The 13665-nt window shown below is 53.6% G+C and carries 10 protein-coding genes; 1 reads left to right on the top strand and 9 read right to left on the bottom strand.

Features of this window, described 5'->3' with window-relative positions; translation table 11 throughout:
* Positions 1 to 46: 46 nt before the first annotated feature.
* Positions 47 to 778 carry a class B sortase gene (locus AB5213_RS06235; protein ID WP_368276472.1) on the bottom strand — a complete coding sequence of 244 codons (732 nt, stop codon included), beginning with the start codon at positions 776 to 778 and terminating at the stop codon, positions 47 to 49.
* An 89-nt stretch (positions 779 to 867) separates the two neighbouring features.
* A complete protein-coding gene (locus AB5213_RS06230; RefSeq protein ID WP_368276471.1) occupies positions 868 to 7062 on the bottom strand; it encodes a SpaA isopeptide-forming pilin-related protein in 6195 nt (2064 codons plus the stop codon).
* Positions 7063 to 7261: 199 nt separating this feature from the next.
* Between AB5213_RS06230 and AB5213_RS06225 the strand changes: the two genes are divergently transcribed.
* Entirely contained in the window at positions 7262 to 8104 is an 843-nt protein-coding gene (locus AB5213_RS06225) for a BspA family leucine-rich repeat surface protein (protein ID WP_368276470.1), read from the top strand.
* A gap of 144 nt (positions 8105 to 8248) precedes the next feature.
* On the opposite strand, the gene AB5213_RS06220 is transcribed toward AB5213_RS06225, so the two are convergent.
* The 7 genes from AB5213_RS06220 to AB5213_RS06190 form a co-directional block, all read right to left on the bottom strand.
* Complete coding sequence (locus AB5213_RS06220) at positions 8249 to 8539, bottom strand: hypothetical protein (RefSeq protein ID WP_368276469.1); 291 nt, start codon at positions 8537 to 8539, stop codon at positions 8249 to 8251.
* Between the two features lie 90 nt (positions 8540 to 8629).
* The gene (locus AB5213_RS06215; protein WP_342999354.1) at positions 8630 to 9232 is read right to left on the bottom strand and encodes a hypothetical protein; all 603 of its coding nucleotides are present in this window, start codon (positions 9230 to 9232) and stop codon (positions 8630 to 8632) included.
* A gap of 175 nt (positions 9233 to 9407) precedes the next feature.
* Positions 9408 to 9863 (bottom strand): DUF5684 domain-containing protein, encoded by a 456-nt coding sequence (locus tag AB5213_RS06210; protein ID WP_368276468.1) that lies wholly within the window; start codon positions 9861 to 9863, stop codon positions 9408 to 9410.
* 74 nt (positions 9864 to 9937) lie between these two features.
* Positions 9938 to 10891: a hypothetical protein gene (locus AB5213_RS06205; protein ID WP_368276467.1), complete on the bottom strand. Its 954-nt coding sequence runs from the start codon at positions 10889 to 10891 to the stop codon at positions 9938 to 9940.
* A 15-nt stretch (positions 10892 to 10906) separates the two neighbouring features.
* Entirely contained in the window at positions 10907 to 11596 is a 690-nt protein-coding gene (locus AB5213_RS06200) for a hypothetical protein (protein ID WP_368276466.1), read from the bottom strand.
* Between the two features lie 56 nt (positions 11597 to 11652).
* Positions 11653 to 12264: a hypothetical protein gene (locus AB5213_RS06195; RefSeq protein ID WP_368276465.1), complete on the bottom strand. Its 612-nt coding sequence runs from the start codon at positions 12262 to 12264 to the stop codon at positions 11653 to 11655.
* Between the two features lie 17 nt (positions 12265 to 12281).
* On the bottom strand, positions 12282 to 13562 hold the full coding sequence (locus AB5213_RS06190; protein ID WP_368276464.1) for a zincin-like metallopeptidase domain-containing protein: 1281 nt from the start codon (positions 13560 to 13562) through the stop codon (positions 12282 to 12284).
* Positions 13563 to 13665 lie beyond the last annotated feature (103 nt).

The raw sequence follows: 13665 nt of genomic DNA, 5'->3' as shown, positions 1-13665 counted from the left end.
ATATCATTATACCATATCTGTATTATGGTACAAGTGTACTACGCCCTTACTGAACAAAAATAAGAAGCGTTCTAGCTCGACCGCCCGTATTCATCGAAGAGCAGGTGACGAGTGTGATTGCGCGGGTTGCGTTTGCAATCGTGGCGTCGCAGTCATCGCTGACGGCGGTCGCGTCTTTTTTCATATCCGAAAGCCACGACCGTACTTCCTCTGCGGAAGTGAAATCGAACGTCTGGATTGGCTGGTATTTCTTATCGACAGACATCGCCATGACAGGTTTGAGAACCTGCCGTCCTTTATCGGGGGTGAACCAATACATCTCGCCGATCTTGTCGAATTCCGCTTGCCTGTAGGTCGCGAAAATAGGGGAGAAGATCTGACCGGTAAACCCCATGTGGTGTCCGTATACGAGTGCGTGCGCACCTTCTGCTGTGCTTCTTGCATCCAGGTATGGGCAACCCGCGAACGACGGGTTGCGGTCGAAATCGTGGCTCAGATAGAAGTCCGCGGGGTCTCCCTTGCGCGTGTTTACGACGGGAAGGTCGATAGCTGTTCCCTCGACCCTGAGCCATGCCGCGATATCCTGATTACGGCTGCGGAGCATAGCCCAGTCGATTCCGTCTGCGGTCTGGGTCTCGGCATCCTTGGCGAGGTTATCGTATTCCCATCCCTCTTTAACCGTCTCTCCTCCCAGCAGGAGGGCTGCGGCCGCGGATAGGATGCAGATGCAGAGCAGTATCCCGTTAACGATCTTGCTTATCCTTTTCCTTTTCGTCATGTTCAGTTCCTTTCCTTTTTAGTGAAAAAGGGGCCATCGGGTTACCCCGAATAGCCCCTTCAGTAGGCGATGGAAGCCCCTCTTAAAGGTTACTCCATCATATCGTCGGCGTCATCGATTTGATGGCGCTTGCGGTAGATATACGTACCGCCCGCACCGGCGGCGACGGCAGCCGCGATTGCGGCGCCGATCAGGATGTTGCGGCCGGTTTGAGCCATCGAGGACTTGTCGCTGGTGACGGTGACGGTCTGGTTCGCATCGTCGATGTCCTTGTGCTCGGCAACGGTCTTGTCGACGGTTGTCTTCTCGCCGGTCTCCCTGTCGGTTTCCGTTTCCTTGGTGGTCAGCGTCTCGAATGCCACGAGATCGTGGCCGTCCAGATGTGTCGTATCGACGGTGAACTTGACCTCAACGGTGCCGTCCTTCTCCTCCGGAGTGAAGGTGACGCTCGAGCTGAGTGGGTTACCGTCCCCATCGGAGAGGGGAGCGCCGGTGGTCTTATCCATAAGCGTACCGGTGACGGTATGCTCGACACCTGCCTCGATATTCGTGTAGGAGACGGTATCGGTGAGCTCGACCTTCTCGCCGACCTTGACGGTGTGCTTGCCGTCTTCGCCGGTGAGCGTGGTGCCGATGATGGCGGAATCGGACTTCGTGGTCTGCTTCACCTTGTCATCGTCATGGTCCTCGAGCTGGTCCTCGCCACCGCCGTTGCGGTAGAGGTCGACCTTGGCGTAATTCTCCAAGGAGTCGCCAGCGCGGTAATCGTCGGTGACCTTCATATGGACGATAGCCGGTGCATAGTCACCGGAAACGCCCTCGCTGATCTTGAATTGACCGGTGGCGAGGTCGACCTTGGTCTCCTTGCCGTCCTTATCGGTCATCTTCGCGGAGGCGGACCCGTCCTTGTTCAGGGTGAGGGAATAGACGGTATCCCCGTCCTTACAGGTATAGGTGCCATCCTTCTGCTTGATCTTACCGCCGAGACCGTTATTGCCGAATGCCGTGAACTTGCCGGAGCCGTCGAGATCGACGAGGATGGAGACCCCATCGGAGTACGAACCGTTGCCCTTGGCGGTCTCGGTTGCGTCGTTCACGTCATCATGGGAGTCCTTGATGCCGTCACGGTCCCAATCGTCCTCACGCGTGGTGAAGCCGGATTCGACGCGCCCGTACTCGAAACGGATTGCAGTGACGTGCTCGCCCTCGGCAAGCTCGAGGTCGGATACCTTAAGGTCCTCGGCCTCGGTGGTGGACACGTCGGCTTTCCAAAGCTTCCAGCCGGTGTAATCAATCTTGCGGCCGTCTTCGCCAAGGGTTTCGGAATTGGACTCGTCGGTGAGCCACGGGTTGCCGTGTCCGTCGGAAAGGGTCTGGTTGGCACCGGATTCGTCGGAGTAATCGGATGGTGTCTGATCGGTCTTGTACCAGACGTTCATCTTGCCATCGAAGTCCTTGTACGCCTGCGGGGTCGTGATCGAATCGAGGGTGGCCTTACCGGTCATGACTCCGTAAAGGTCGTCCTCGACGGTGAACTCATCCGTCCAGGTGTTAGAGGTGGAGCGGAAATCGAGGGTGTAATCATAGCTTCCGTCATCTGACGTGCTGGTATCGGCGTTGTTCTCGCCGTCCCCGTTAGCCTCCGTATACGGATGCGTGGGGTCAGCGATCTCCTGGCGCTTGTCGATCTCGCCCTTGATGGAGATCGGCTTGTCGTACATGACGGCGGTCTGGATCTCGCCGGTCTTCTCCACGGTGAAATCGATGGACTCCGCTACATCATAAGTGTGCGGCGTGCGCTCTTCGGTGAGCGTGTACTTGCCGGGCGCGAGGGCATTGATCACATGGTCCTCCGTGGTGGAAGTCCACGAATCGATGACCTTGCCATCGGAATCCTTGAGCGTGAGCTTCGCGCCTTCGATTTCGGCCTCATTCGTGATATCGCGCTTGGAGACATGGAGCTTGGTGTAGTCGTCCGTGACATCGATCGTGTACTCGATCACGCCCTCGGTCATGCCGTCGGAATCGACTGTGAAGGCGAAAACGTTCGGGTTCTCGATGTAGCCGGCTGGAGCCTCGGTCTCGACCATGCGGTAGGAACCGGTGGTGAGGTGCTTCACGTCGAACTCACCCTTTACATCTGTGGTGCGCTCGGTGAACTTCTTGCCGTCTTTGAGGAGGACGGGCTCGCGCTTGACCGTGTCATTGGAGATGGATGCGTAGGCGATCTCGCCGCTCTTGACGGAAATCTTTCCCACCGCGACACCATCGACGGAGACGGTGTATTTGCCGGAGGCAAGGGCCTTGTCGGTGGTGTATGCCATGCGGGCGGCATCCCACGTCAGTTTCACGCTCGGCACCGAGTCACCGGTCTCGCTGAGTTCTGCGGAAGTTCCGAAGATATGATTCTTGATGGCGACGGTATAGGACTTACCCTTGTCTACGGAAATCGTGGCGTCGGAAAGCTTCACCTCATCGTCGCCCTTCTTAGCCACGACGGTGTAGTCACCAGCCTCGACAGCCGTGTCGCTTCCGACCTCGATCTCCTTGCCGTCCTTGTCCTTCAGGACAATCGAATATTCATTCGAATTGACCGTGACGGTGGAAGAGGAGACATTCTGCTTGACGGAGACCTCTTTGCCCTCATCGGCGCGGATTGCGACGGAAGTTCCGGTCTGGAAGGTCTCCTGGTCATCGATGTTCCAAATGTCGAACTTGGCGCCGGCGAGGACATCATCGGTACCGAGAATGGTCTTGTTGACCTTTACCTTGGTCGGCTTGTCCTTCTGCTCTACGGAAGCGGTCACGAGATCGGTCTTGTCGTCCTTATAGGAAAGGGTGAACTCGACCGGGGTCGTATCGAGCACATGGCCCTTCGGAGCCTTGGTCTCGATGAAGGCATAGGTTGCGGAACCGGAACCGAGATAAAGTTTCTTGGTGGTGGCGGTTCCATCGTCACCGGTGGTCACATGGTCGACGACCTGTCCCTTGGACGCACGCACGGTGCCATCGGGGGAGACGACATTCTCCTGCGCGACGACATCGTACTCTGCATCTTTGAGATTCTTGCCGTCATCGGCACAGGACTTGGTGATGGTCGCCTGCCCCATGACCTGCCTGTCGAAGACCTTTACGACGGTGATGGGAGAGGCGTCTTTGTAGTCCTTGGAGACCTCGAAACCGACCGTCTCGCTGTTGAGCAGATACGGGGCGGAGGTGGCGATTTCCTTGACGGCGTACTTGCCGGACTTCAGCTTTCCGGGCATGGAAACTTGACCGTTCGCGTCGGTGGTGAACGTGTCAACCTTGGCGTTCACGTCATACGGGTCGTCAAACGATACGACCTTGCCGTCAGCATCGAGGATCTGGAACTTGAAGCCGGAGAGCAGAACCGTGTTGCCCGTCTCCGCGTCGCATTTAACGATCTGGAGTCGGCTCGTCAACGTCTTGTCAATCACGGAGTAGTACTTCGTGCTCTGGTTGACCTCTTCATCTGCCGAGATAGTCCAGTCATCGACATGGTCGTAACCCTCGGGCACCGTGGAATCCACCTCGTGGATCGTGTAGCCCTTCTGATCGATCGGCAGCGCGCCGTCGATGCCGGCATTACGCTTGCCCTCGCCGAACCACGGACGGGTTGCATCATCCGTCTTGTCCTCGGAGATGGAGGTCTCGTCACAGGTATCGGAATCCTTGGTGGAGGCGAATCCGCTCTCGTTGGTGGTCAGCGTGCCGACGACCTTGCCGGTGGAGTTCGAGATGATCTGGAACTGCACGCCGACAGCGGGCTTGCCATGGCCGTTGTCGGACTCCCAGCTGTCGTCCTCGCCGCCTTTGGTCTTGGCGATCTCGACATCGAACGCCTGCGGGTTCTCGGCGAAATCGTCTTCCGGCTCAAGCTCAAAAACGCCGGTGTCGGTGCCTTGATTGGCATTAACCGTATAGGTATGCACAGTTGTATCAAGCTTATAACCGGCGGGTGCCTTGATTTCTACGATTTGAATATCACCAAACGGAACGCGATCAAAGTACAGAACGCCCTTGGCATTTGTCTTTCCGGTCGCTTCCCAGCCAGGAGTTGAAAGCGAAGTGATCTTGTACTCGGCGCCTTCAAGCGAAAGGCTTGTCTGGGCGGTACCGCTTGTCGCGGAATCCTTCTTTGCGACGGTGATCTTCACGACACCAGGGTCGTCTTTGAACTGCTGTTCCCCGGCGCTGTTACCGGTCGAGAACTCGATGCGTCCCTCGTACTTCTGGAAACCCTGCGGGGCCTTGGTCTCGACGGCGTAATAGTTCTCGTTCGGGTCGAGCTGGTAGTTGGCATGGCCGTTACCGTTCATGGTGATATGGGCGGCCAGCGCGTTGTCGCGGGTGCGGTAGATATCGAACTCGGCGCCCGCATAGGAGTACTCACTGTTGCCGTTCGTCACCTTGGCATCGGCGGAAATCTTGCTGAAGGTCACGTTGACCTTGTTGAGCTGCCAGTTGACCTTGAAGAAGCCGGCACCTGCCTGCGTGAAGGTGGTCGGGACGGTGACGCCCACGACGGCCTCGTTGCCGTATACGGCGGCGACACGGACGGTCTGACCGTAATCGTCATCGGTGTACTTCGGCTGGTTGTAGCCATTCTGGAGCTGGCCGGATGGGTTGACGCCGACATGGCCGCAAGTCAGGTTGAGGTTTGCGGCGTTGGGGATCTCCACGCCGGAGGACGTGGTCTGCGCGTTGATCGTGCAGGTGCGCTCGATGGAGTAGTTGCCGGACTGCAGGGCGGAGACGTCCACGCCCTGGGTGCCGAGCGCCTGGTAGATGGTCTTCGTCTCGTAGCGGCCGCCGGACGGATTCTCGACTGCCGGCATGGTATAGCCGCCGGTCGGGGTGCCGGTGTACTTGTTGTGGCCGTTGGTGTGGAAGGTCATGCCGACATATGGTGCCGTATTGAACTTCCAGGTGCCGATGTTGTTCACGTTGCCGGCGAAGGCCTTGGTGGCGATAGAGGTGAGGAAGTTGCCGACAGTCTTGCCGGTATCGTTCGTCAGTTTGACCTTGACGGTGCGGACGCCGGCCGGAGCAAGCTTGAGATCGAGCGTACCGGTGCCCTCATCGTAGGACCACATGTCCATATCGCGGGTGTACTCGATGCCGTTCGCGATGACGGAATCGATCGAGCTGTCTTTCAGCGACTCGCGGGCGGCCTTGTCCTTGGCGAGAACGATCTTCGTGTCGGTGGCGAGGATATCGACCTTGGCGGTTCCGTTCTCGGCGACATCCCCGTCCACGCCGTCCTCGGAGATCTTGACGCTGATGCTGTTCTCTGCGCCCTTGTCTGCAGTTGCATAGAGCAGTTGGATACGGGAGGAAGCGACCTTGAGCTCGCCCTTCTTGTTCTTCTCGGTATACTTCTTCGGCACATAGATGAGACCGGTGGCATCGTCGAACACGAATCCGTCGCGCATCTTGGCGTCGGCGTTGTTCTCGGACGCACCCCAATCAGCAAGGGTGGCACCGGAGATGCGGGAGCCGGCGTAGCCGACATAGTAGTCGGAATCCTCGTTGAGATCATAGAGGATTGCATGGCTCACTGCGTTTGCTCGCAGCGCGTCTGCATGGTTCGACATGCCATCGCCGTCATCGTCGGCCCAGAGGTTATCGAGAGAGGCGTTCGGGAGGATGTTGGAGTCGACGACCGTGGTGGTCACGGTGAGTACATCCTTCTTCTCCAGCTTGTCGCCGAGCCCGACGTACTTGGAATCGGCGTTCTCCTTGATATAGGTCTTCTCGTCGATAGCCTTGTTGGCCTTACCCTCCTTGACCTTCACGGCCTTGAGGATGGAGGAGCCGTTCGAACCGTTCTCATAGAACATGGTGGAAACGGTGGCGCTGCCGGTCACCTTGAAGGTGCCGATCCCGTCCTTGAGCGAGACGGCGGAGGCATCGTTATCGGAGTTATTGAAGACGGAGAGGCTGTCGGCGAAATACCCGTCGGCGGGAGAGGCTTTGATTGCGACCGTCTCGCCGACATTCACCGTAATGGTCTTGGTGTCGTCGTCCCTGCCGACAAACGACAGGCTGCCGTTCTCGGTATCGGCGAGGGTGACGGTTGCCGTCTTAGTTGAAGTATCTGCATAGGCCGTACTCGGCGCGAATGCGGCACCGAAGCTGCCCAGGCATTGCGACAAAACGAGCACGGTACCGACGGCAACGGTCGCAGCGCGGCGACCGACGGCCTTGATCTTGCTGAACATGCCTCCTCCTTTCTTTTGCTTGTTGTCTGTTTCGTTCATGTCTTGCATCATTCCTTTCCTTTTCCGGCTGCAACTCTTGCAGCGTATTAAAGAGGATCGATTTGATATTTTACCAATTTCCGCATTGCGATGCCTTTGCAAATAGCCCGCTTCACGTGCCGTTTCACCAATCGCATACCTCTTGCCAAACAACCACGTTTCAACCTGGGGAGTTGCAAACAGGAAAGCCCGGTCTTTTATGGTGGGACTGAATGTAAGGATAGATTTAAACCAGTGGTATGGTTGTTCATATCGTTCATCTGAAACAATTTCGACCATAGATTCCGCGGTTTCAAGACTTTCTCGTTTGTCAGGCAATCATATTGCCGTAGGCCGAGAGAAAGGAATCGAAATGGCTGACAGGCAATTTGCCGTATACTCCGTAGACGATGAATCACTTAACTTTTACCGCTATGGGCGTATTCCTGTGTTGGGAACAGAATTTGCTGGAAAGCGTGTAACGAAGGTCTTCGAAAATTTTAACGATCATTGCTGGACAACTGACGCGATCGCTGATCGCGTTACCGGTGTTTCCGTTGCGGACGGCGGGATAAAACCGAGAAAACTCTGCCATTGGTTCAACCGGTTTGAAAATCTCCGTGCAGCCGATCTGGAGAAACTGGATACGACATACACGACTGCAGCTCAGGGTCTTTTCGAAAGCTGCGGTAACCTTGAGCAGGTCAGGATGCCGCGCTTCGGAATGCCGTTGGTGGCTGATACGAGTCGAATGTTCTATGGTTGCAAATCGCTAAAACGGCTCGGCATGGACGGCTACAACCTCTACAGTGCTGTTGACTTGCATGAGATGTTTTTCGAATGTGAAAGGCTAAGAAAAATCGGTGCCGAAACATGGAATATTTCGCGGGCAGTGGATTTGAACAGGATGTTCTATGGCTGCATGAACCTATCCGAAGATCTGAGTTCTTGGACCCTAGAAAATTGGAGGGAAAACGCTCGCTTTAGTACAGGGGCACCAGGTGTGATCGATCCGGATTGGGACTATGCCTTCACTAGACAATTTTCCAGATGTCCAATTTGAAATTTTCCAAACAGAATAATTAGCTAAAGACAGCAAACAGGGCTATCGCCGTACTGGCGGTAGCCCTGTTAACTCTAAAAGAAAACAACCAGGCACATACCAGCGTCTCATTAAGCTAAATTCGCAAGCGCTTGCGAATTTCATCTAGACGAATATCTGGACGAGGTTGTTAAGGAAGATGATGATCGTCGCGAGCTGTGCGATGGTGAGGAGAGAAATGATGAGATACGCCATGACAAGCGTCTTGTTCTCCTTGTTGGCACAAACATGCTCATAAAGCTTGCGGTCGGAATAGATGGGAACGAGAGAGTACCAGCCGGACATGCCGAGCTTTGCATACACCTTCCACTTGCCGACAATGGTCACACTTGCAATGCCTAACAGCAAGACCAGCGTAAAGAAAAACGCACCAGGCAGGGCAGAATAGGAGTGCATCAGATTTTCCTTTCAGACATCATTGCCGCACGGCAATTCATTCATACGGCTTCACTAGAAAAGAGACGCCACCAAAGAATCTCTTCTTGTTCATTCCCACGTTCTTCCCGCTCTAATTATTTCATCGCTATCTGGATCCGTTTTGAAAATACTTACGTAATTTAATCCAATCTCCTCCGGATTTGCCTCATTGCTTTTGATATATTCCATGGTAATTTCGTATTCTGTACCCTGATCATCTATTGCAAGATAAGATAACCGGTATACCCGAACGCTACAATAATAATTGCCTTCATCGTCATGAGGCCAGATCTTTCTTTCGATAACGTTATCTGGGGCATCCTTATAGTTTTCCGCGTGGATTAAAGTTCCCCAGCTATGGTTACTCGTCTCTACAATTTTACCGGGAATAAAATTCACAAAATCTTTTAGCTGTGATTTAAGTTTGTCTCCATCTTCTCTCAGATCATCAGCCATGAGTTCAAATATGATTTCTTCATTTTTCTCGGAAATTGCTCTATTTAGAGTAGAAATCTTTTCGTTGCGCCGATCATTCAGCTTCTTTTTTGTCTTGGCATTTTCCGATGCGATATAATCCCTTAATTCATCTACTCCATTTCTGAGCAAGGTTGTTGCGCGGCATCCCGATAGCGACAACGCCAAAATGCAAAGTATTGGAACTATTTTTCTCATAGGGCAACTCCTTAAGCGAGATGTTTTAAAGGACAGAGCGTCAGGCTGGATAATTAGCTGAATACAGCAAAAGGAGCTATCGCCGTACTGACGGTAGCTCCTTTTGATCCAGAAACAGTTAGGTGCATATCCAGCATACGATTCAGTGAAATTCGCAAACGCTTGCGAATTTCAGCTAAAGCACCTCGTAGCTCGTATCGCTATCATCCTCAGTGTCTACAGGCACGCTTTCGCCGAACCCGAGCATCGGCCAGAACACGATACCGAGCAGTACGAGGCCGATCGTATAGGCGGACTCCTTACCGAAAGTGTGGGCAAGATCGTTGAGGACGATGATGTTCATCACGAACTGTGCAATGATGAGAATCCAGTTGACCGCCGGCGCCCAACAGAGCACCCACGAGCAGATCAGCACAATGAGATATGCCATGAGGAATGTCTTGTTCTCCTCACCGCCGCGGACTCGCTCGCAGAGCTTGTAGTCGGAGAAGACGGGGATGAGGGAGTACCAACCCGGCATGCCGAGCTTGGCATACACCTTCCACTTGCCGACAAGCGTCACAATCGCGATGCCGAACAACACGATCAGCGTAATGAAAGACGCACCGAACAGGGCAGAGTAAATATCCATTATCTAAACCTTCCGATTGTTCATACTGTACACGATCCACATGCGCAGCTTCTTCATTACGCTAATTCTATCAGCTACCGTGCAACTTCGTTACGATACACGTAGCTTTTCGAAGCAGCATTGAGGGCATTTGCCATAGCAACGTATTTCTGCGATTTAGAGGCAAGAGAAGTTCCTTTCGAGGAGGGAATATCTTTGCCATTTTGACGAGGCGCAAATTGAATGATGTTGTCTTTTCCGGTGGCACGAGCTGATTGGGTTTTTGATTCAGCGCTCGCACGCGATGTTCTTTTTTGTGAACCTTGATTTCTAAAAAATTCAACATCCGAGATTGAGGTGCTACTGTTTCTTGCAAGGGTTTTCAAATTGAAGGTTTTGCCGATATCTGCAAAATGCATAGCTGTAGAGCAAGTGTTAAGCCAAGGAAGTTCTTCAACAAGCGAATCGTAGAGCACGATCAATTTGTTTTTAGAAATAGGAGCTTTTGAGAGGTAACCAGAGCCTTGTCTATGCTCGAAACCGCGATTTTCAAGTGCTTCTCTTAGGTCGGAATATGCCAAAGCGTATCGTGTTGGCCCGAACTCCTTCTTAAGGCTAGCGGAGTCTAGGTCGAACATCAGATATCGTCGTGACATGCTTTCATCGTGAGAGATACCGACCGTCGGAAAAACTCTATCAAAATCAGCAAGCTCAAGTTGTGAGTTATCGACGGCATTGTCGGCGACGAGGTTTTGCGACAACGTCTTTAGGTTGTAAAATCCCCTGACGTTTCCGACGTCCATTGTCTTGGAACACGAATCAAGCCATGGCATTTCTTCTGTCATGGCTTGGTAGATAGCGATTGTTTGGTTGAGAGAGATCGATTCAGTGGAAAGATATCCAGACCCTTGTTTGTGTTCGAAGCCACAGTTTTCTAGGAATTGTCTGATCATGGAATAGGCAACTGTATATCTCTTTGGTCCGAACTCTTCTTTAAGAGCGGTGGTGTCAAGATCAAAAAGTAGATATTTCTTTAACGTCTTTCCCACGGGAACTCCAAAATATTAGCTGACTGGAAAATCGGCAAAAATCATATCCTGAATCGCATCCTCGACATCGAAATCTTGCGTATCGGCATTCCAACGATAGCACTTCAGGACCTTCACGTAGTTCCTGAACCAGTTCTGCTTCGAGAGACAGAGGGCGATATGGGTGATTGCACCCAGATCGTCTTCAGGATTCTCCTCGATATAGAAGTTTCCCTCCCTGCGAAGACCATTTGTCTCGACGATCAGCTTTGTGAGGTAATTGTTCACATCATCGATCCTGATAAGCCCGTCGTCGATGATTCTCTGCTCATCCAGGATGAGTTCCAGCTTGTGCATCGGAATCGCATCTTTCCGGATGCCGGTGGGGGAGGAATAGGTGCCCGAATGAAATGAACCCCAATTTCTCACGGCTTCCTCAATCCCATCCTCAACATCGAAACTGTTTGTTTCCTCATTCCACCAGTAGCAGTTGAGTGTCTTCACGTATTTCCGGAACCAATCGTTCCGGAGAAGAATCAGCTCGACAGCAGCAATCATTCCAAAACCGTCGTCAACCGGATCATCCTCGATGTAGAAGTTTCCTTCCTTACGAAGCCCCTTCTCGGTCACGGCGATGTAGTCGATATATCCGTAAAGCTCATCAAGGTTATACTCACCATCAGCAAGCACTTTTTTCTCATCCAGCTCAAGTTCCAACTTGTTCATTTGCGTTCCTCCCTATGTTTTGCAGCTAGTACTATTATACCATGTATTCATGTCAGTTACAACGAACGCAAAAAGAGGGAAGCCAGCAGCTCTTTATGGTAGTCGAGCGGCAGAGCCCGATCGTTCTCATATTCCGGAATGGGACGGTTTTCGACATTGCACATTTCCACGAGGGTGCCGTAGACGCTCTGCGGCCACTTTTCGATTGCTCCATAGAATTCACCGGCGGTCTCGATGTCGCCCGTGCGGGTGAAGAGAAAATCCTTAAGTGATTCCGGGTAGTCCGTCTTGTCCCCGAAGACGGCATCGTAGAATTCATTCTGGTAGAAGAAGAGACCGCGCGGCAGGACGTGGATAAAATCCTTCACGGACTCATCTACTTCAAATTTGACGTTAGAGATCGGGAATTTCGGACTGAAATCGCTCGGTTTATACTCGCGGGCTGTGCGGGGCAGCTCGAAATGCTGCTTTGCGCCGTCCGCGAGGTCGATATAGTCGTCGACATATTTGAGTTTGCCGATGAACTCACCGCTCTCCGGGTCGAAATAGATCTGGGCCTTCTGTCCGGTACCGACGTGGAGACGGTTACCCCTTTTGTCATCGGCGCTGCCGTTCTGCAGATACCAGCTGAAACTGGCGACGGGTTTATCGAAATCAAACTTAGCCATTGCCCATTCCCCTTTGCTTACGCTCCGATGGCATTTTCATCGCGCATGTTCAAAAGGTCTGCGCGGTCGCCCTGCATGTGGGCAGACGCGTCGCGAGCCGTTTCCTTCTTGTGCGAGAGACTGCGGCCGGCGCGATCTTCCTGTTCCGTCTTTTCGGGCATATCGAGCTTCTGCACGATCTCCTTGCCGGCTGCCGGATGCCCGACTTCCTGCTCGTAGCGGTCGATGATGAAGTCGGTCGCCTGCGATGCCTGGGAAGCGGCGGCAAAGAAATCGTCACAGAGTTCTTCCTTGGTCGCCTCATATTCGTCCGTGCCGGCCACGCTGTCGAGACGCCCCTTCCAGAACTCGAGGTAGGCGACATGCTCGCCATAACCGGCGGCCTCGGGGTCGGTCTCGGCCTTGACGGCAAGATCGACGGAGCTGAAGATGCTGCTTAGCTCAGCGACGATCTCCTCGTGTGCATATTCCTTGCTGCGCATGTCACCCGTCATCTGACGGTCAAGTGCGGGCGCTGTAGAATGGCCCATCTCATGGAGCAGTGAGGCGAGAAACGAGGAATTGCTGTTGAACGCCTCGCGGGACGGAACCGAAATCTTGTCATTGACGAAGTTGTAGTAGGCGCCGTCGGTGCTCCCCTCGAACACCTCGCACCTACTCGACGCGATCACGTCATCGGCAAGGAGCCCGACTTCGATATCGTCATTCGGCGCGAGGTCGGGAACGGGAAGCGGTGGGACGCCCTCGATAAGTGAGAGGTTGAATACCTTGAAGTAGCGGTCGCATTCGGGGTGCGGATGGACGCCACTCGGCAGCTGCTCGAATTCATATTTTCCGTTATCGCCTTTACGGTAGCGTCCCCAGACGCCGTTCTCTTTGACGGCGCGGACCCTGGTGAACTTCTGCGTGCCCCCTTTGTCGGTAAGCGGCGTTCCGTCTTTCTTGACGCGCGGAATGTAGGCGTACATGCCCCAGTGCTCGATGCCTACGCCGAGTTCGTCATTGATGCCACCGCGTCCGTTCTGCAGGTTCTCTGGGATTTTCCAGCCCATTTCCTTGATCTGCTTCTCGGTAGCCCAACGCGGGTCGGCATATCCTCGCATCATGCCGTAGACATATGTGTAGAGGAAGTTGCGTCCGCTGTATTGGGTACCGGAGACCGGGTTATGCGGTGGGAGAGGGGAGGCCTCTACCCACGGTTTCTTCCACTCGTTACCGCCTTTCTCCATGTCCTCCAGAACACGCATGGTGATTTCTTCGCGCTGCTTGTTGATGCGGGAGAATTTAGTCATTGTCATTTGTCGTCTCCTTCTAGTCGTTTTGATCCTGAAAGTCTATCCATCGAGCGAGCCTTGGCGAGTGGATCATAGGTGCCGTCAGGCACCGCATGAAATGCGGGTC

Source organism: Coprococcus sp. RTP21204st1_G4_RTP21204_210225 (assembly GCF_040915385.1).
In the GTDB taxonomy this organism is placed as follows: domain Bacteria; phylum Bacillota; class Clostridia; order Lachnospirales; family Lachnospiraceae; genus Allocoprococcus; species Allocoprococcus comes.
This window is presented reverse-complemented; position numbering and strand designations above follow the sequence as displayed.